Annotated in this window: 2 protein-coding genes; both read right to left on the reverse strand. The window is 73.6% G+C overall.

Annotated elements, in window-relative coordinates:
• Window positions 1-2 precede the first annotated feature (2 nt).
• Window positions 3-18,761, reverse strand: coding sequence for a hypothetical protein (locus ACGFW6_RS08540; protein ID WP_393506040.1), 18,759 nt, complete (start codon window positions 18,759-18,761; stop codon window positions 3-5).
• An 81-nt stretch (window positions 18,762-18,842) separates the two neighbouring features.
• On the reverse strand, window positions 18,843-19,217 hold the full coding sequence (locus ACGFW6_RS08545; RefSeq protein WP_393506043.1) for a hypothetical protein: 375 nt from the start codon (window positions 19,215-19,217) through the stop codon (window positions 18,843-18,845).
• Between the last annotated feature and the right edge of the window lies 1 nt (window position 19,218).

Consider the following 19,218-nt stretch of genomic DNA (forward strand, 5'->3'; position numbering starts at 1 on the left):
CCTCAGGCCGTGTCGGTCTGCTGGATGCTGTCGCCGCGGTTGTTGATCGCGATGTAGGTGCCGATGCGCCGGAAGTCGTTCATCACGCCGAACATGCTCTTGTCCGACGGGAAGAGGGCCCGGAGCGGGGAGTCCGGCGGCAACTGGGCGAGGAGCGCCGCCTTGTAGGCGTTGAAGACCTTCGCCGTGTAGCCGGGCTCCTTCGCCGCGTTCATCCGGTGGTCGTTGGTGACCGCGATCGAGGCGAGGTCCATCAGATAGCAGTCGATCAGGTCCGTGACGTCCCTGGCCTGTGCGTTCTCGTCCCCCCTCGCCGCGTCCTCCGCCAGGATCCGGGCCATCGACACGACGATGTCGCGGTAGATCCCGTGCCGGGTGCTGCTGGGGAACGCCGCCATGATGTGGTCGGCCTGGCCCGCGCCCTCGGTGCTCATGGTGCGCGGCGTCTTCAGATCGGTCAGTCCGGGCACAGCCAACGGCACCCCCGCGAACATCTCTTCCTCATCGGGGATGTTCGTGTTCCGGGACGCGAGCGGATGCAGCCCGATCTCATGGGCCAGCATCCCCATGATGTGGCCCATCTCGTACTTCTCGAAGTAGTAGCTGGCCAGGTTGATGTCGACGCCGTCCTCGCCCCGGTCGATCACGTCGGCCGGGGTCTCCGTGGTGCGCACGCGCAGGGTGATGCGGCACGAACGGCCACCGATGTAGTCCTTGATCGTGTCGTGCCTGCGCAGCAGCTCCATGATGCGGACGGCCTTGGCGACGTACCGGTCGTCCGTGAGCTTGAGATTCGTGAACGCCATGTTCCCCGAGGAGAACGGCACGTAGGCGGGCGTCGCCGTGCTCGGGTCCTGGGGCATCCGCGCCGGGACCGCGTCGGTGGCGTCGGTGGACTCGGGCAGGGAGACCGGGTCCACCCACACCGACCGGTGCGGGACCGCAACGGCGGCGGTACGGGCCGTGTCCCAGGTCTGCGGGGAGTCCTGCTCGGGGGCGGGGGTGACGTCCCCGATGAGGGCGCCGAGCAGGGCCAGGTGCCGGCCGCGCAGCCCGGAGGCGGCGAGTGAGGAGTCCTCGGGAGCCTCGTGCAGGCCGCCCAGCAGGCTGCCCGGGATGTGGGGGCGGTGCGGCGAGTCGGCGTCACGGTACTCGTCGCGCAGGCCCAGCTGGTGGGTGAGCTCATGGACGAGCTGGACCGGGTCGGCATCCGCCCACCAGGTGTTCTGGTCCATCGCCCGGTCCCGGCCCGCCAGGTCGACGGTCAACTGCGGGTCGTCGGAGGGGTCGACGTGCTCGACGGTCACGTGCAGGCGGTCACCGTTGGGCAGGCGGTGGGCAGGGTCGTTCAGGAACTCCCGCACGCCTGCCGCGAGCCGGTCGCGTACCTGAGCGGCCTGGTCCTGCGCACCCCGTATCGCGAGGCGCACCGTGAGGTCGGTGACCGGCTCGCCCTCGTACGAGAAGCGCCGTGTGTCGAAGCCCGCCCGCACCACGAAGCGCGGGCGGGAGTCGTGCGACCGGGGTGCGGCGGGCGCCGTCCGCTGTGGAGGCGCCTGTGTGCCCTGCGGGAGCCGGGGTTGTGCCTCGTCCGTCGTGACGGGCTGCTGGATGCTGTCGCCGCGGTTGTTGGTCGCGAGGCTCGTGGCGAGCTGGGCGAAGTCCCGTACGACCCCGAACAGTCCCTTGTCGGCGGGCAGCAGGGGGCGGGCGGGGCTGTCCTCGGCCATGTGCTGGGCGAGCAGGGCCTTGTAGGCGTTGTAGACCTTGGCGGTGTTGCCGGGTTCCTTGGCCGCGTTCATGCGGTAGTCGCTGGTGATCGCGATGGAGGCGACGTCCATGAGGTAGCAGTCGATGAGGTCGGTGACGTCCTTGGCCCTGGCACCCTCCACGCCCGCCCGCGCGGCCTGGGCCAGCATGTCGGCCATCTTCAGGACGATGTCGCGGTAGATCCCGTGCCGGGTGCTGCTGGGGAACGCCGCCATGATGTGGTCGGCCTGGCCCGCGCTGTCGGTGTTCATGGTGCGCGGCGTCCTGAGGTCCGCCAGGCCCGGCACCGGCAGCGGAATGCCGCGGAACATCGCCTCCTCGTCGGGGATGTCCCGGTTCCGGGAGGCGAGGGGGTGCAGCCCGATCTCGTGGGCGAGCATCCCCATGATGTAGCCGATGTCGTACTTCTCGAAGTAGTAGCTCGCGAGGTTGATCTGCACGCCCTCGTCGCCCAGGTCCCGCACGTCGGCAGGGGTTTCCGTGGTGCGCACGTGCAGGGTGATGCGGCACGGCCGGGCGCCGATGTAGTCGCGGATCGTCGGGTGGTCCCCGAGCAGCTCGATGATGCGGACGGCCTTGTCGCGGTACTTCTCGTTCGTGTGCTTCAGGTTGGTGAACTCGAAGTTGCCCGACCTGAAGGGCGTGAGCGTCCCGGTCTGCGGCATCCGCGGCGGGGCGTCGGTCCCGGCCTCGGTCCGCGCGGACTTGGTCCCGGGCAGGGAGACGGGGTCGACCCACACGGATCGGCGCGGGACCGGGGTGGTGCCCGTACGGGCCGCGTCCCAGGTCTGGTCCTCGGGCTGGGAGCGCGGGGTCACCTGGCCGATGAGGGCGCCGAGCAGGGCCAGGTGCCGCCCGCGCAGGCCGGCCGGGGCGAGGGAGGAGTCCTCGGGCTGCTCGTCCAGGGCACCGAGGAGGCTGCCGGGGATGTGGGGGCGGTGCGGGGAGTCGGCGTCCCGGTACTCGTCGCGCAGACCGAGCTGGTGGGTCAGTTCATGCACGAGCTGGACCGGGTCGGCGTCCGTCCACCAGGTGTTCTGGTCCATCACCCGGTCCCGGCCCGCCAGGTCCACGGTCAGATGCGGGGAGTCGGCGGCCGAGACCGGTTCGACGGTGACGTGCAGGCGATCGCCGTTGGGAAGGCGGTGGCCGGGGTTGTTCAGGAACTCGTGCACGCCCGCCGTGAGTCGGTCGTACACCTGGGCCGCCTGTGCGTCGGTGCCGCGCAGGGCGACGCGGACGGTGAGATCGGTGACGGGCTCGCCGTCGTACGAGAAGCGGCGGGCGTCGAAGCCGGAACGCACCACGAAGCGGCGGCGGCTGTCCCGCGGACGCCGGGGCCCGCCGGTCGGGCGCGGCGGTGTGCCGGTGCCCGTGCCGGTCCGGGGAAGACGCGGTCGCGCTTCACCGGCATCGGTGGCGGTGGCGGTCTGGATGCTGTCGCCCTGGTTGTTGAAGGTGAAGCTGGAGCCCAGGCCGAGGAAGTTGCCCGTGACGTTGTACCAGCTCTTGTCCGCCGGCAGCAGCGGGCGGACGGGGCTGTCGTCGGGCAGTTGCGCGGCGAACATCTCCTTGTAGGCGTTGTAGACCTTCGCCGTGTACCGGGGTTCCCAGGCCGCGTCCTTGCGTCGGTCGTTGGTGACCGCGATGGTCGCGAGGTCCATGAGGTAGGTGTCGATCAGGTCCGTGACGTCCTTGGCCCTGGCGCCCTCCTCCCCCGCCTGCGCGTCCTGTGCCAGCACGCCCGCCATCCTCACGACGATGTCGCGGTAGATCCCGTGCCGGGTGCTGCTGGGGAACGCCGCCATGATGTGGTCGGCCTGGCCCGCGCCCTCGGTGCTCATGGTGCGCGGCGTCTTCAGGTCCGACAGCCCCGGCACGGCCAGCGGCACCCCCGCGAACATCTCCTCCTCGTCCGGGATGTTCGTGTTCCGGGACGCGAGCGGATGCAGCCCGATCTCATGGGCCAGCATCCCCATGATGTAGCCGATGTCGTACTTCTCGAAGTAGTAGCTCGCGAGGTTGATCTGCACGCCCTCGTCGCCCAGGTCCCGCACGTCGGCAGGGGTTTCCGTGGTGCGCAGGTGCAGGGTGATGCGGCAGGGGCGGGTGCCGATGTAGTCCTTGATCGTGTCGTGCTTGCGCAGCAGGTCGATGATGCGGACGGCCTTGTCGCGGTACTTCTCGTTCGTGTGCTTGAGGTTGGTGAACTCGAAGTTGCCCGACCTGAACGGGGTGACGGTCGCGTCCTGCGGCATACGCGCCGGGACGTCGGTTCCGGCCTCCGCCGACCCGGGCAGGGAGACCGGGTCGACCCACACGGACCGGCGCGGGACGGGCGTGGTGGCCGTGCGGGCCGCTTCCCAGCTCCGCCCGGTCCGCTGAGGCAGTGGCGTCACGTCGCCGATCAGTGCGCTCAGCAGGGCCAGGTGCCGGCCGCGCAGGCCGGTGGCCGTGAGGGAGTCGTCCTCGGGCCGCTCGTCGAGGGCACCGAGGAGGCTGCCCGGGATGTGGGGCCGGTGCGGGGAGTCGGCGTCCCGGTACTCGTCGCGCAGACCGAGCTGATGGGTGAGCTCATGGACCAGGTGGGCCGGGTCCGCGTCCGCCCACCAGGTGTTCTGGTCCATCGCCCGGTCCCGGCCCGCCAGGTCCACGGTCAGGTGGGGCGAGCCGGCGGGGTCCACGTGCTCGACGGTCACGTGCAGCCGGTCGCCGTTGGGCAGACGGTACGCGGGGTCGTTGAGCAACCGCCGCACGCCTGCGTCGAGTTCACGGCGCACATGTGCGGCCTGGTTCTCGGGGCCGCGTATCGCGAGGCGGACGGTGAGGTCGGTGACCGGCTCTCCGTCGTGCGAGAACCTGCGGGCGTCGAAGCCGGAACGCACCACGAAGCGGGGGCGGTTGTCGCGCGGGCCTCGCGGGGCGGGCGGGGTGGCGGTGGCCTCGTGCGGGTCGGACGGCAGGGTCCGGGGCAGTCGCGGGGACGCGTCCGGTGCCGGGGAGCCGGGCATGGCGTCCGTGTCCATCGCCTCGTCACCGGACTCGTACTCCGACGAGGATCCGGCGGGGTACTGCTCGTGCGCGCCCTCGCTGCGATCGCCCTGGAGCACGCCGCCCTGGTCCAGGTAGGCGCCGATGCTCTCCGCGTTGTCCCTGATGTGCTGCAGCAGCTGGGGCCTCTGCCGCATCCACTGCGGCATGCGCCAGCCGGGGAAGAACAAGCCGTGGGTGCCGGAGGCCCGGACCCGGTGGCCGAGGGGAGTCCCGATGTGTTCGTTGACCGCCTGGTAGGCGAGGTCGCAGGCGGCGCAGGCCATCTTGAACCCGCCCAGGGGCAGCGTCAGGGGCGCGTTCGGGTCGCCCGGGTTGCTCTCCCAGTGCGCGACCCAGTGCCCGAGCAGCGTCAGCTCACCGTGCTCGGAGCCGTGCGTGCCCGGTGCCTGGCTTCCGTCGCGGCCCGCCACGTTCAGGATGCGCGGGTTCGCCAACGCCCGCTTGACGAGGTCGAGTTCGGGAGAGTCCGGGTGGTAGAGCCGGTACCAGCCGGTGGCCAGCGCCCGCAGCTTCGTACGGTCCCGCAGCTCGCGCGCGATGCCGGGCCGCCGGCGCGCCAGCCACCGCTCGTCGCGCCGCCACTGCTGCCGCTGCGCCGTCAGACGCTGCCGCTCCTGCTCGGCCGCGGTCTCGTCCTGCAGCAGGGTGTCCCACTGCTGCTGAAGCCCATCGTCCCACGCACCCGACTCGTACCGTTCGTCCAGGCGCGTGTGCAGTTCCGCCTGCTCCGCGGTCCGTCGTCCGAGGTCCCGCTCCTCCTGGTCGAGCCGCGCCGCCCACTGACGGTGGGACTCCTCGTCCCGGGACCACTTCTCCAGTTCCTGCACCCGCCGGGTGCCCCCCGGCTCCTGACCGGAGACGAACCAGCGCAGTTCGTCCTCCACCAGGGTGGCCTCGTCCTGGGTGAGGGCCTTCGCACCGGTGTTGCCCGCGATGCCCAGCGAGCCGTCCGGCAGCAGGGTGACGGCGATGTGCGGGGTGACCTGGGCGTCGGCCTGCCGGTCCGGCTTGCGCAGCGCTTCCTTCACCAGGCGGGCCACCCGGTCCAGCATCCGCAGCGTCACCTCGCGGTCCCGCTGGGAGGTGCCGGGCGGGCTGGTCTGCGTGAACGGGACGCCGATGCCGAGGCCGAGCGCCTCCCGCAGGGCCTCGTACTCCTCGCTCGACAGCCGGCCGGCCTGCTCCACCTGGTCCAGGGCCTCGGGTACACCGATGCCGGTGTGCTCCGTGAACGCGCTGTCGAACGCCACATCGGGGAAGCCGCCGAGCCGGGCGTTGCGCCGTCGCACCACGTCCAGCAGGGCGTCCGCCCGCAGTTCGGGCTCCTCCAGCAGGCCGGCGAACTCGACCGCGAAGTCGTGCTCGGGGCCGGTCTCGACGGCGGCCCGCTCGCTCTCGGAACCGGAGTCGAGGTGCATCTCGACGTCCGAGTCCGCGCCCGCGTCCGTCGTCCCGCCCGCTCCGGTGAGCGTGCTGAGGTCGTACGCCTCCTCCTCGCCCGGCAGCCCGGGGAGGGAGCTGCCGGTCGGGGACGCGGGCGACGGGGGCAGCGGGACGGCGGCCGGGTCCTTGTGCGAAGGCGGCGGCGGGACGCTCTCGGAGACCGGCGGGGCCGGCTCGGGCGCAGGGGTGCGCTGGATCAGGGGGACGAAGTCGCCGCCGCGGCGTCGCAGTCGCAGGTGCGGGCCGGTGTCGCCGGACGGGCCGGGGTAGGTGTGGGCGGTGCCGTTCTCCTCGATCAGGGTGACGGTGGTACCGGTCGCGGCGGCGGCCCACTCGGCCACCGCTCGGTCGGCCCCGGGGCCCCAGGGCGCGTCGGCGAGGTGGCGGCGCAGGTGGCCGTCGCGGGCGTCCTGGCTCGGTGCCGGTGCGCCGGGGCGGACGGTGAAGGGCGGCGGGGTGAAGAGCGCGTCACGCTCGGCGCGGGCGCCGGGCAGGCCGTTCAGGCGCATCAGCTGGGCCGGTGGCGCGTCGGCACGCAGGCGCAGCCGTGCGGCCTCGTGGCGGTCCGGGCCGGGCCGGCGGGCCGCGTCGTGCAGGGCGGTGGAGAGCGCGGCGAAGAATCCGTTGCCGCGGCCGGCGGGATCGCCCTGGGTGTAGGTGGCGCCGTCGGGTGCGGTGAGGACGCCGTCGCGGGCGAGCCGGTAGCGCGGGCCGGTGCTCTCGGCGGGCGGGTGCCAGGGCGGGGTGGCGTGGCTGCGGTGCTCGGGGGCGGTGTCCGTGCGGTCGGTGTCCGAGGTCGCGCCGTCCGTGCCGGTGCCGGACGTGGTCGGCGGCGCCGGCAGCGGGGTGGCGACGGGGGGCGGGGTGCCGGGCGGCAGGGTGGCGTGGAAGTAGCCGTCGGCGGCGAACAGGACGGGATCGCGGGCCGGGTCCACGGCGGCCGGGTCGGTGCCGTGCGGGAGGAAGCGCTGTTCGCGGCCCTCGCCGGTCACGACGGTGACGGGCGTGCCGAGGAGGCGGGCGGCGAGGGCGGGCAGCAGGTCGGCGCCGCCGTGGTCGCCGGCGCGGCGCTCGGGCGGGGCGGGTTGCCCGGTGTCGTGCTGCGGCGGCTCGCCGGTGAACGGGCGGAGCATGGCCGCGGTGGCCAGTGCCACCCGCTGCTCGGGGGACGCCCAGAACGTCTGCGGGAGCCGGCCGAACGCGTCGAACTCGGCCTGCTGGGCCGGGGTCAGCCGTACGTGCGCGAAGTCGAGTTCGTCCTGGGTGAAGGTGTCCGCGGCGTCGAGGGCGAGGGTGTCCAGCAGGTCCTCGTTGCGGTTCTCGCCCAGTTCCCAGGCGAGGCGGTTGCGGGCGGCGCGGACGGCCCGTTCGGTGATCGCGGGGTCGCCCGGATCGGCCGTGAACCGGGCCGCGAGGTCCGTGCCGAGGAGGTGGGGCAGCCGGCCGCGGTCCTGGGCGACGGCGATGAGCGCGTGGAAGAACGAGGCGCCGTCGTGCGGCATCTCGTGCACCTCGCGCACGGTGGTGCCGTCCGGTGAGGTGAGGGTGCGCGGGGCGGAGTCGGTGCCCTCGGTGATCCGGTACGGCTCGGGTGCCTCGGAGCGCCAGGCCGGCTCGGTGTACTCCTGCGCCAGGTCCGGCACCGGGACCGTCGCCCGGCCCTGGTGGTGGGCGGTGAGGCGGGAGGCCGCCAGGTGCAGCCGGTGATGGTCCCCGGCGGCGGCGTCGGTGTGGCCCGCCCAGCGCCGTACCTCCTCGCGGGCGGCCTGCCAGGCGGCGACGGCCGGCGACTGGGACACGGCCCGCGGCAGGACGGTCGGCCGGTCGGGGTCGTCGTCGCCGAGCGCGGCCCGTTCCTCCGCGGTCAGGTCCAGCCACGTCTCACGGGCCCGCGCCCGGGCGTCGTAGTAGCCCTTCTCGGCCGCCGCGAGATCGCCGGCCGCCTTGGCCATGGCGTCCCAGGCCGCGCCGACCTCGTCGGGGAACGTGGTGTCGTCCAGGAGGCCGTAGTCGCGGGCGATGTCCTCGCGCAGCCAGACCAGGGCGGTGGTCTCGGCCTCGGCGGCGCGTGGGCCGCGCTTGGCCTTGCCGAGCGCGTGCAGGGGGCGGCTGTCGGTGAAGTGGTGGTCCACTTCGGCCACGGACAGCCAGCTCACCGGGATCGCGAAGAGCATGCTGCGGTCGGTGACGACCTTCAGGTGGGTGCCGAGAGTGGTGTCCGCCGTGCCCTTGAGGGCGGTGCCGTCGTTCGCTCCGCCGATCGGGACCGTGGCGCCGGGGTTGGTGACGCCCGCGTTGCTGTTGCCCGCGAGCGGCGACGTGCCGATCGCGCCCTCGACGTTGTCGGTGATGCCGGCCTCCAGCGCGTCGGAGGTCTTCGAGCGCTGCATTGCCTCCATCCGCGGCTTGCTCTCGACGGCGAGCAGCCGGGCGCCGGTGCGGTGCATCTTCGCGTAGAGGCGGGAGTCGGCGGTGTGGGACTGGCCGAAGAGGCGGGAGGACGCCTGGGCGGGCAGCGGTGAGCCGTTCGCGCCGAGCGCCTCGCGGAAGCCGGAGGTCAGACCGACCTGGGTGGTGGCCTCCTGCTGGGCCTGCGCGGGGGCGGTGCCCAGGCCGGTGAGCGGGGTGAGGCGGGCCATGCGGACGCGTGCGGCGAGGACGTCGCCGGTGTGGCGGCGGCCGAGGTCGCTGTCGCCGAGGCCGTCGGCGCGGGCGGTGGCGAGGGTCAGGGCGTCGTGGACGTTGGCGGCGCCGCGGATGTCCACGGCGAGGATGCCGGAGCCGATGCGGTCGTCGAAGGGCAGCACGTCCGGGTCGGCGGCGCCGTCGCGCCATTGGGCGATGCCCTCGGGGCGGGCCTGATCGGCTGTCAGCATCCGTACCGCGCGCTCCGGTTCGGGCACGTCCTCCTCGGTGAGCGCGCCGTCGTCGCCGTCGCCCGCCGGGGTGAGCAGGCCGGCCGGGACGATCTCGTTGAGGGTGCCGACCGAGGTGACGGCACGCGGGGACAGCAGGTCGCCGGTCGCGTCCGTCATGGTGACGGTCAGGATGTAGCTGGTGACGATCTCGGCGTGCGCCTGGGTGGTGGCGATGTTCGGCATCGAGGTGTTGCCGGTGGTCTCGGTCCGGGTGCTCGCGCGCTGCTTGGCGGCGGTGCCCTGGAGCGAGGGGTTGGCGAGCAGGACGCCGCTCTCCGCCGCGCGCTGGCCGGTGGCGAGCGTGACGTCGGCGCCGCGGTCCTGGGAGGAACTGCCGGCGTCGTCGCGGGCGGTGGTGCGGTAGTCCTCCAACTCGAAGCCGGTGCGCAGCCGTTCCACGGTGGTGGTGACCGGGGTCAGCTTGAACCGGACCTGTCCGGGGCTGCCGCCGACCGGCAGGTGGGTCGGGCTGCTCCAGGTGCGGTAGCGGACCGGCAGGGTCATTCCGTCGGTCGTCAGCTCGTGCAGATGGGCGCGCAGGAAGTCCGGCGAGAGCCGCTGCAGGACCTGCTCCCGGTCGTGCGAGGACACCCCGATCCTCGTCAGCCGTCCCATGAGCTGCTGGGCGGCGTGACTGGCGTCGAGCTGGCCGCTGGGGTGGCTGGGGAAGCGGCGGCCGCGCAGGAAGGGGGGCACCCGGTAGCCGCGGCCGAGGTTGCGTGGTGTGGTGGTGCCCAGTCCGTCGGGGGCGAGCCCGGCCTCGATGACGTCCTGCATGGGCAGGTGGAACATCACCGCGTCGCGGATCCGCTGGAGCGTGGCGGCGGCCCGGCGCGGGGCGAGCGCGCGGCCGAGGCGCTCGGAGAGCCGTCCGGCCGCGGAGCTGATTCCGGCGCCGGCGCGGGTGCCCACCGCGCCCATCGCGGCCGTCCACCGGTCCCGTACGGCGACGGTCTCGGCGGCGTCGGCGACGACCAGGTACATCCGGCCGGCGTAGGTGAGGGTGGTGTTGCGTCCCCGGGTGAGGGTCTGGGCGACGCTGCGGCCCTTGCCCCAGGCGTACTGGAGCGCGGTCGAGTAGGAGCCGACCACGGCCGGCCCGCCGGGGGCCTGCTGGAGCGGCATGTCGGCGCCCTGGACGCCGAGGGTGGTGCGCGAGACGGTGCTCGCGCTGCCGGCGACGCGGTGCTCGTTGCCGATGGTCGCTTCGAGGCTGGCCGGCTTCGGGTCGCTCTTGACCCGCAGATTGTCCAGTTCGCCGCGGACCGCGGCCTTCAGGTAGTGGGTCTGGAGCGGCCCGGCGCCGTTGAGACCGGTGATACGGGAGCCGAACGGGCCCAGGTACTGGCCGAGTTGACCGGCCACGTGGAGGTTGGCCATCGCCCGGCGCAGCGCGCTGCGCACGGGGGCGCCGGGCGCGCTGACGTGCCAGGAGGTGCCCGAGGCGAGGTCGGCGGTGTCCTGCATCAGCTGCTGGCGCCGTCCCCCGCCCTCGGTGCTGAGCACCACGTGCGGGGCGCGCAGCAGCCTGCGCACGAGTCGCCCGCCGGCCGAGTCCGTCCTCGGCAACGGGCGGGTGCCGTCGAGGAGTTGGTCGGCCTCGACGGCGGAGAGCCGTACGGGTGCGGGGGCCGGGGCCGGCCCGGTGGGCGGCGGGTCGGCGGGGGCGTGCCGGTCGGAGCCGTGCGCCGCGGGCACGGCCAGCTCCACCCGGCCCACGGTCTCGTTGCCCCGGCTGAACAGCGGGCGCTCCTCGACCTTGCTGACGAAGACACCGGCGCCGAGGAGACCGACCGAGGCGAGCCGTGCCCAGCCGCGTGGGCGGCGGTGTCCCTCGAAGGAGGCGCCCAGTTCCACCTGGTAGCTGTAGAGGTCGGCGCCGTTCTGGAACATCAGGTGGTCGTGGGTGACCGCGGCCGTGCTGCGGGTGGCCTTCTGGTCGGTCCTGGCGTACCGGGCGCCCAGGGACACGTTGCCGGTCTGGCGCGGCAGTCCGGCCTCGGGCACCTTGTCGTGGTCGCGAGGGGAGATGCCGAGTTCGACACCGCCGGAGAGGGTGGTGGACGCCTGCTGTCCCTGGCCGGAGACCTCGGTGCCGATCACCGCGTTGCGCAGCGACCGTTCACTCATCGTGGTCTCGAACCGCCGGTCGGTGAGCCGCGCGCGCAGGATCAGCGTGTGGTGGCCGCGGCGCACCTTGCCGTCCTCGGTGAGGGTGACCGGCACGCCGGTGGTGGTCAGGTCGTCCAGACTCTGGGCCAGGCTGGGCCGGTTGAGCGCCTCGCGGACCTGCCGGTCGTTGTGCAGCGCGGTCCGCATCCGCCCGTCGCCGTACCAGAACCGGGCCAGGCGTGGGTGCCGCAGCATCAGCGGCGGTACGAAGAGCGACGGGTAGGAGCGGTGCAGCGTGTCGAGGACGGTGTCCGCGAAGGCGCGCAGGGGGTCCTGGGGGGCGGGTTGCCCGTCCTGGTTCTGCGGCGGGGCCGGCTGCTGGGGCCGGCCGTCGGCCGGCAGCGGGTTCTGCGGCCGGTCGGGGCGGAAGCCCTCGGCGCGGACCTGGCCGCTGAGGTGGACCGGGTCCTCCCGGGTGAGATACCAGGGCACCGGCGGCTCGGCGTCCGGGTGGGGGCCCGTCTGTCCGGGCGTACGGCTGTCCCAGCCGGCAAGGCGGCGCGCGTCCTGGGTGGAGATCCAGTCCAGGCTGACCACTCGCACCGGGCGGGCCGCGGACGCCGGTTCGCCCGCCTTGCGCACCATGAGGGTTCGTTCCACCCGGTAGAGCGCGACGGGGTGGTTGCGGACGCGGCCGGTGGTCTTGCGGGCCGCGTCGGTGCCCAGGTAATGGCCCCGGCCGGAGCTGAGGTCCGCGCGGACGAGCGGCCCGCCCTGGAGGCGTACGTCGGTCTCCGGGCCGACGAGGGTGTAGTTGGGGCCGGCGGTGACCTGGACGCCGAAGCGGGTGTCACGGACGTGGCCGCGCTCGTTCTGGTACGTGGTCTGGGTGAGGTCGCGCAGCTCCGCCTTGACCGACTCGGCGACCAGGGTGGCCCGCTGCGGGATCGAGCGTTCGACGACGAGGTGTCCGAGCGGGTGCTGCCCGCTCCCCCGGGTCAGTTCGGGTCCGCTGACCGGCCCGGAGAACCGGCCGAACAGGGCGAGCAACCGCCCCGGACGGACGTAGGAGATGAGGGTGCGGTGCGCGGAACTGCCGGGCCGGGCGCCGGAGATGGCGAGCGCGATGTCCTCCGGCGGGTCCACCAGGTGCAGTCCGGTGGTGTCGGCCATCCGCGGCTCGACCCCGTCCGGGAAGGTGAGCGTCTCCGGGGCCCGACGGGGCCCGTTGTACGGCACGGTGAGGTCGTCCGGCAGCCGCCAGCTCAGGCCGTCCCGCATGGCGAACCGCGCGGTGTGCACCTCGCTGCGCCGCCAACTCGGGGCCGTCGCGGGCGTGGTGCCGGGGCCCGTGGTCTTCGGTGCCTCGGTGACGCGTTCCACGCGCACCCGGTAGTGGACGTCGTCCAGGTGCAGATGCGAGCCCTCGTGGGCGCGGTGCTCGGTCTGGTGGTACGCCTGGGTGCCCAGGGAGTAGTCGGTGCGGCGGGTCCAGCCCAGCGAGACGCCGATCTTCAGCAGCCAGTTGAGCGGCGGGCCCATGCTCAGCGCGGCGGCGATCCGGCGCCCGTGGCCGACGCTGCGCCCGCCGCCCGTACCGGCCTGGCCGCGGCGCATGGTGTCCAGGCGGGTGGTGCCGCCGTTCACGTCGGAGAAGCGTTCCCAGCGGTGGTACGGGACGGCCTCGATCGTCATCTCGTGGCCGACCCCGGACTTCTCCCGGCCCACGAGGCGTGCGCCGCGCGGGGCGGTGAAGGCGCCGGGCTGGTCGATCAGCAGACGCAGCAGTTCCGCCTCGTCGAACTGGTCGCGCAGCTTCTTCGGCAGCTGCCGAAGGATCTCCTCGGCGACCTGCTCGGGCGAGCGCAGGGTGAGGACGCCGGGGCCGGTGAACAGGCCCGTCGGCCGGCTCCGTCGGGTGCCGTCCGTGCCGGACTCGGGGCTGCCGTCGGCCGGATCGGGATCGGCGCCCGGGTCGATGAGCACGGTGGGCAGCCGGCTGCCGTCGTCGAAGGTGACGGTGCGCGGGGCCGGGCCCGGCGGCCCGGCGTCCGGCCCGGTCAGCAGGCGGGCCGGGCGGTGCCGTTCGAGCTGTGTCTCCAGCGGCACCGGGTCGCCCCGGTCGGGGGTCTCGGCGTCGGGGCCGTCGAGGTCGGTGATCCCGCCCATGCCGCGCAGCCACGCGGCGAAGGGGTCGGAGACGTCGGGCTCGTCGGTGGCCGGGTCCCCGGAGGTGCTGACGGGATCCGGTACGGGCGTGAGCGGGGCGGTGGCCGGGACCAGGGCGTCGTAGTGGTCGGTGCCGTTGTAGGCCAGGTGCAGGGTGCCGCCCCGGCCACCGGGGTGCAGGGGGGTGACGAGGGTGTCGGCCGGTGCGTGCGGGTCGGGCTGGACGAGGCGCAGGTCGAGGTCGAGGGTGTGCGCCAGCGCCTGCGGGAGGACGTCGGCGAAGGGGGAGGCCCACAGTCCGGCGTGTTCGGCCGCCGCGGCGATGAGTCCTTCGGTGCCGAGCCGGCGTGCGGCGTCGGGGGTGGGCGCGATGTCGGCGAGTTGGGGGTAGCCGCTGTCGCGGAGGATGCGCCGCCACCGGCGGGGGTCGCCGTTGTCGACGACCGCCTGCGCGATGCCGTTCCAGCGCTGGGTGATCCTGCCGCGCGCGTCGGGGTTCCGCACCCCGGCGAGAGCGGTCATCCGCAGGTCGTCCACCACGGCCAGAACCGGGTCCGGGGTGGCCTCGGCCGCCGTGGCGGCCAGTTCGGACCCGGTGATGCGGTCACGCAGCAGGCCGCGCAGTCCGGCCACGTTGCGCGCGGCCCAGGCCGGCGGGGTGTCCTGGCTGCGGGCGCTGTCGAGCAGTGCCCGGAACAGGCAGTTGCCGCCGCCGGGGGTGTCCAGCCGCCTGAAGTCCTGGCCGTCCGCCCGTACGGCGTCCGTGTCCGTGGCGTCCTTGCTGAACAGGGCCAGGTCCTCGGCGAGGCTCTCCGGGCGGCTCGGCGCGGGCGACAGATCGGGTCTGCGGCGCGCGAGTTCGGCGGTGTCCTCGGCACTCAGTCCCAGTTCCGACAGCGGCAGCGGGGTGTCGGAGAGCGACCAGGTGATCTGCGCGGAGGGCGCGTAGGTCAGGCCGCGCACGTCGTCCGGCGAGACCAGGGTGCCCGGCGGGAGCGCGGGCGGCGGCGGGGGCAGCAGGGCCTCGAGCGTGGTGTCGGGTCCGGCGGACGACCGCAGACCGGCTGCCGCGCGCAGGAACCGGCGGTACTGCTCCGTGCCGGGTGCGGTCGCCGGGTCGACCGTGGCGCCGGACCAGTTGGTGACCATCCGGCGCAGCAGGTCCGGTGTCATCCTGCCGTCGCCGTAGCGGGCCGCGGTGTCCGGGCTGAGCCAGCGCAGACCGTCCACGTGGGCGAGACCCGCGAGCAGGTCCCGGTTCTCCGGCCGCTGTTCGGCGTCCGGGCCGAGGGCGTCGCGCAGTGTGCGGATCTGCTGGAGGGTACGGGCCCGGGCGAAGGCGTCGGCCGGTTCCGGACCCGTGTGCAGACCGGCGACGCGGGCGAGCGCGTCCAGGTCGGCGCCGCCGGGCTCCGGGGTGAACAGCCGCCAGCGTCCCGGCCCGTCCGTGCCCTCCGTGAGCACCGCGCGCACGTCGCCGTCCCGGTCCCGGGCCGTGCCGACCTCGGTGGTGGGCGCGTACACCGGCCGTCCGGTGCGGTTCGCCACGTGCTGGGCGACGGGCAGTCCCGCGATCTCCGGCTGCCGCCCGGTCTCGCAGGAGAACAGCACCAGCGGCCGGTCCTGATCGCCGTCCCCGGCCCAGGAGTTGAGCACCTCGCCGAGCTGGACGCCGCTGACCTTCACGGTGGGGCGCGCCGCGTCGTCGGTGCCGAGGGTGACGGTGCGCGGGGTGCCGTGCCCCACGAAGTAGTCGGCGCCCTGGTCGGTGCCCGAGCCGGGGAGCGCGGTCGGCGGGCCGGTGAACACCGTACGGGGCGGGGCCGGCGGGGTCCCCTGGGCAGCGGGGGCCGGGGTGGTGCGCACTCCGCGGAAGGTGTCCTGGCCGAGCAGCGCCCGGCGGCCCGCGTCACGCGACGTACCGTCCTCGGCCGGGCTCTGCGAGATGGTGAGCGTCCGTACGGCCCGTCCCGGCCGGGGCTTGACGGCGGAGTCCGGCACCCAGCGCCGCAGTTGTGCGAGGGGGACCGTGTGGCCGTCCAGGGTGGTGACGGCAGGCTCGCGGGCGGGGGCGTTGCCGTCTTCGGTCGTGGCTTCGCCGCCCGTGTGGTCCGCGGGCCGCACGACGATGCGCCCCGGTGGCGGGAGTACGACGGGGGGTGCGGGGGTGCGGGGGTCCGGCGTCGCCGGTGGGGGCGGGGGCGGCGTGCCGGCGTCGCCGGGTCCGCGTCCGCCGCCGGGACCGGGTGCGGTGCCGTCGGTGCCGTTGCCGCGATCCGACTCCAGGTGCAGGTCGGTCGCCGGCTCGGTCCAGGGGCGGGACAGGGTGGCGAGCTTGGCCGCGGCGGGGGCGTCGGCGACGGTGGAGACGGGGGCGATTCTGCTGCCGTGTACGGGCGTTGTGGACTCGGTGATCAGCTTTTTGGGAGGCGGGGTGAGGGTGGTGGCCTTGCCCGACGGATCGCCGTCGGTCGTCGTGGTGCCCTGGGTGGCAGGGCGGGAGGCCGGGCCGAGGGCGTCGGCGAGCGGCAGCAGGATGTCCGCGCCGGGGAACGCCGTCTCGGTGGTGATCGGGGTGCCGGTGGTGGCCTGGGTGTCGTGCGGCGTCGGGGTCGGCGCGGGTCCGGTGAGCGGACGGACGCGGACTGGGGCGCCCGGGCCCTCCCGCGTCAGCTCGACGGCGGCGCGCACCGGGCGGCCCGCCCCGTCCGGCGTGACCGCCGGCCCCAGCACCACCGCCCGGTCGGTGCCGGCCCTGTCCAGCAGGTCGGCCGCGTCGGGCGATCCCTCCCCCGGCGGCGGCACCTCGGAGACGACGATCGTCAGCGGCGGCGCCTGGGGCACGTCGCCGGGGGTACCGGCGTAGGACCCGGTGGTGCTCACCTTCGGCGGAGCGGTCGTGGCGCCGGTGTCCGAAGTGAGGTCGTTCTCGGCGGAGTCCGGCGTGCCGTGGCTGACGGTGTCCGGAGTGGCGGGGAGCTCGGACGACGGGGTGATCTCGACGGTGCTCGTGGTCTCCGGCGAGAACGTCGTCTCGTCGGAAGAGGTGCTCTCCGGCGACGGCGTCGATTGCGTCGACGGCGTCGATTGCTCGGGGGACGCGCCTTCCGACGACGTCGATTCCTCGGAAGGGGTGCCTTCCGAGGACGACGTCGACTCCTCGGAAGGGGTGCCTTCCCGCGAGGGCGTGCTCTCCGGAGAAGTGGGGGGTTCCGAGGTCGGGGAGGGCTGCTGCGTGGAGTCGTCCCGCGTGCCCTGCTGACCGTCCGGAACGGTCACGCCGTCCGGTGTGCGCGTGCCCTGGGTCTGCGCTGTGGAGGGGGCCGGGCTGCCTCCCGCCACCGGCGCGCCGCCCGGCCGGGCCCCGGTGCCGGTTCCGGGCGCGGTCTGGGAGCTGTTGGACGCCGCGGGGCTACCGCCGACCTGGCCGGGCGCCGGAGCCGTGTCGGCGTCCTGCTGCGCCGTCACGTCGGAACTGTGCTGGACGGCCGTTTCGGAGGTGTTCCGGACGTCGCTGTCCGGGGACCCCGGCGTGGTGAGCGGGTCCTGCACCGTCGTCGGCGTGCCGAAGCCGTCCAGGGCGCGACGGACCTCGTCGGCGTCCACCTGAACCGCCGGACCGTCCCCGGCGGGCACCACCCGTACCTCGGGCACCTGCGAGAGATTGCCGTGCACGCTGTCGCGGACGTCGATCTCCGCGTCGCCGGGCGGCTGGGCGCCGCGCAGGTCGGCGATGTCGCGCAGGGCCTGCTCGCGGACGTCGGCGGGCCCGTTGTGGACCTGCTGCCACAGGGCGTTCTCCGCGGCCGTCACGGGCAGCGGGCCCGGGGAGTACGGCGGGGGGTCCTGCGTGGTGTAGAGCGGCGGGTCCTGGGTGGAGTACGGCGGCGGGCTGTCCGCGGTACGGGGCGGTGGGGACGTACGCGTGGAGTCGGCGCCGCCCGTGAGGTCCGTGGTCGACGGACCGCCGGTGGTGTCCGGGCCGTCACCGTCCTGAGTGCCCGAAGAGTCGGAGGAGTTCCGTGTGTCGGAGTCCCCGGTGTCTCCCGTGTCACCGGTGCCGGTGGAGACGGTGGGCGGCTGGTTGCGCAACTTGTCGATGACGTGGCGCAGTTCGGCACCGCTGTTCAGGGCGGAGTCGGTGAGCGTGGCCTCGACCTGGCTGCTGATGCCCGCGCCGACGAAGGTGGACCAGTTGGTGGACCAGTCGCCGTCGAAGACACCCTTGATGAAGATCTCGGCGAGTGCCTCACCGGCGCCGGCGGCGAGGAAGTCGGCGGTTCCCTTGAGCCCGTAGTGCCCGGCCAGCGCGCCCGGCCGGTCCGCGTTGTTGCGCAGGATCTGGTTGTTGCGCCACAGGTTGGGGTTGTTCCGGAAGGAGAGCGGGTCGTTGCGGAAGGTGCGCGGCGGGTTGTTCGTGAGGCCGGGGCCGTTCGCGTTCGGGCCGGGCCGGTCCTTCGGGGTGGGGCCGGGGCCGGGGTCCGGCTTGGGGTTGGGGCCGGGGCCGTTGTTCTTGAACTCGGGGGTCGGGGTGTTCTTCCAGTTGGGGTTGGGCTTGAAGTCGAGGTCGGGCCCGTTCTTGAGGAAGTTGTTGTCGTAGCTCCTGACGATCTTCTTCGCGATGTCGTCGAAGATGCTGGTGAGGAAGCCGGCTGCGGCGCCGAACGCGGCGGACTTCAGGATGTCGTTCCAGTCGAAGCCGTCGGGGCGGCGGCCGTCCGGGGCGAAGTTCATCATCGCGAGCCGCACCGCGAAGGTGGTGAACGCCTCGGCGAACGCCTCGGTCAGCGAGGGCGCCAGGTGCAGTCGCTGCAGCAGATGGCTGAGCGTGGTGAGGATGAGGAACCGGCTGCGCAGCTTCGCCATCATGATCTGGCTGGCCGAGGCGCCGCCGGTGAAGAACGACATCGCCAGGTAGATGGCGATCTCAATGAGCAGCCGGATGACCTCGGCGATGACCTGCCACTTGGACTCCATGATGTCCATGGAGGTCTTGCGCCGGCCCTCGGCGATCTTGTCGAGCTGTTCGGCGAAGTCGCGCAGGTAGTTCTTGCCGCCGTCGTCGATGAGCATGCCCATCGCCTTGGCGTACGACTTGGACAGGTCGTCCGGCATGACCTCGGCGATGTCGTGGATCGACTTGTCGATCAGCGACGACAGCCGATCGACCTTGCGGCCCAGTCCGGAGTAGGGCCGGCGGCTCTCGTAGGCGAGGTCCTCGTCGGCGTCGATCAGCTTCTCCCCGGTGAGGATGAAGATCATCGCGTTGACCTCGGGCGATGCCTTGATGCTCAACGGGGGCCGTCCTGGGGGCCGTGCGGGCAGGAACGAGCGGCCGCTCCCGGTGCGGTGCGGGAGCGGCCGGCGGTGCGGAGGTCAGCGACGGCCATGCCCGCCCGGGCCGTCACCGTTCAACCCGTCGGTCTCGATACGGCTGTTGACCCGCTCGACGTCCTCGATGTTGCGGTCGCGGGTCCCCTTCATCATGCGGACCTGGCTGACCGTGGCGTCGGTGATGCCCACGACCCCGTCGCGGATGGCCATCATCGTCTCCTTGGTGGTCTGCCGCTCCTTCTGCTCCTGCGGCTTGGCCTTCTCGGCGAACTCGCCCTCCGAACCGGGCCAGGTGACCGTGGGCGCCAGTTCGTCGAGGAACTCCTCGGTGATGCCGGCCGCCAGGGTGCCGATCTCCTCCAGCTGCCGGGCGAGGGCCTCGATGCGGTTCGGGTCGACGTAGTACCGCTGTCCCATG

This window comes from Streptomyces sp. Y7 (assembly GCF_043195415.1).
GTDB lineage: Bacteria > Actinomycetota > Actinomycetes > Streptomycetales > Streptomycetaceae > Streptomyces.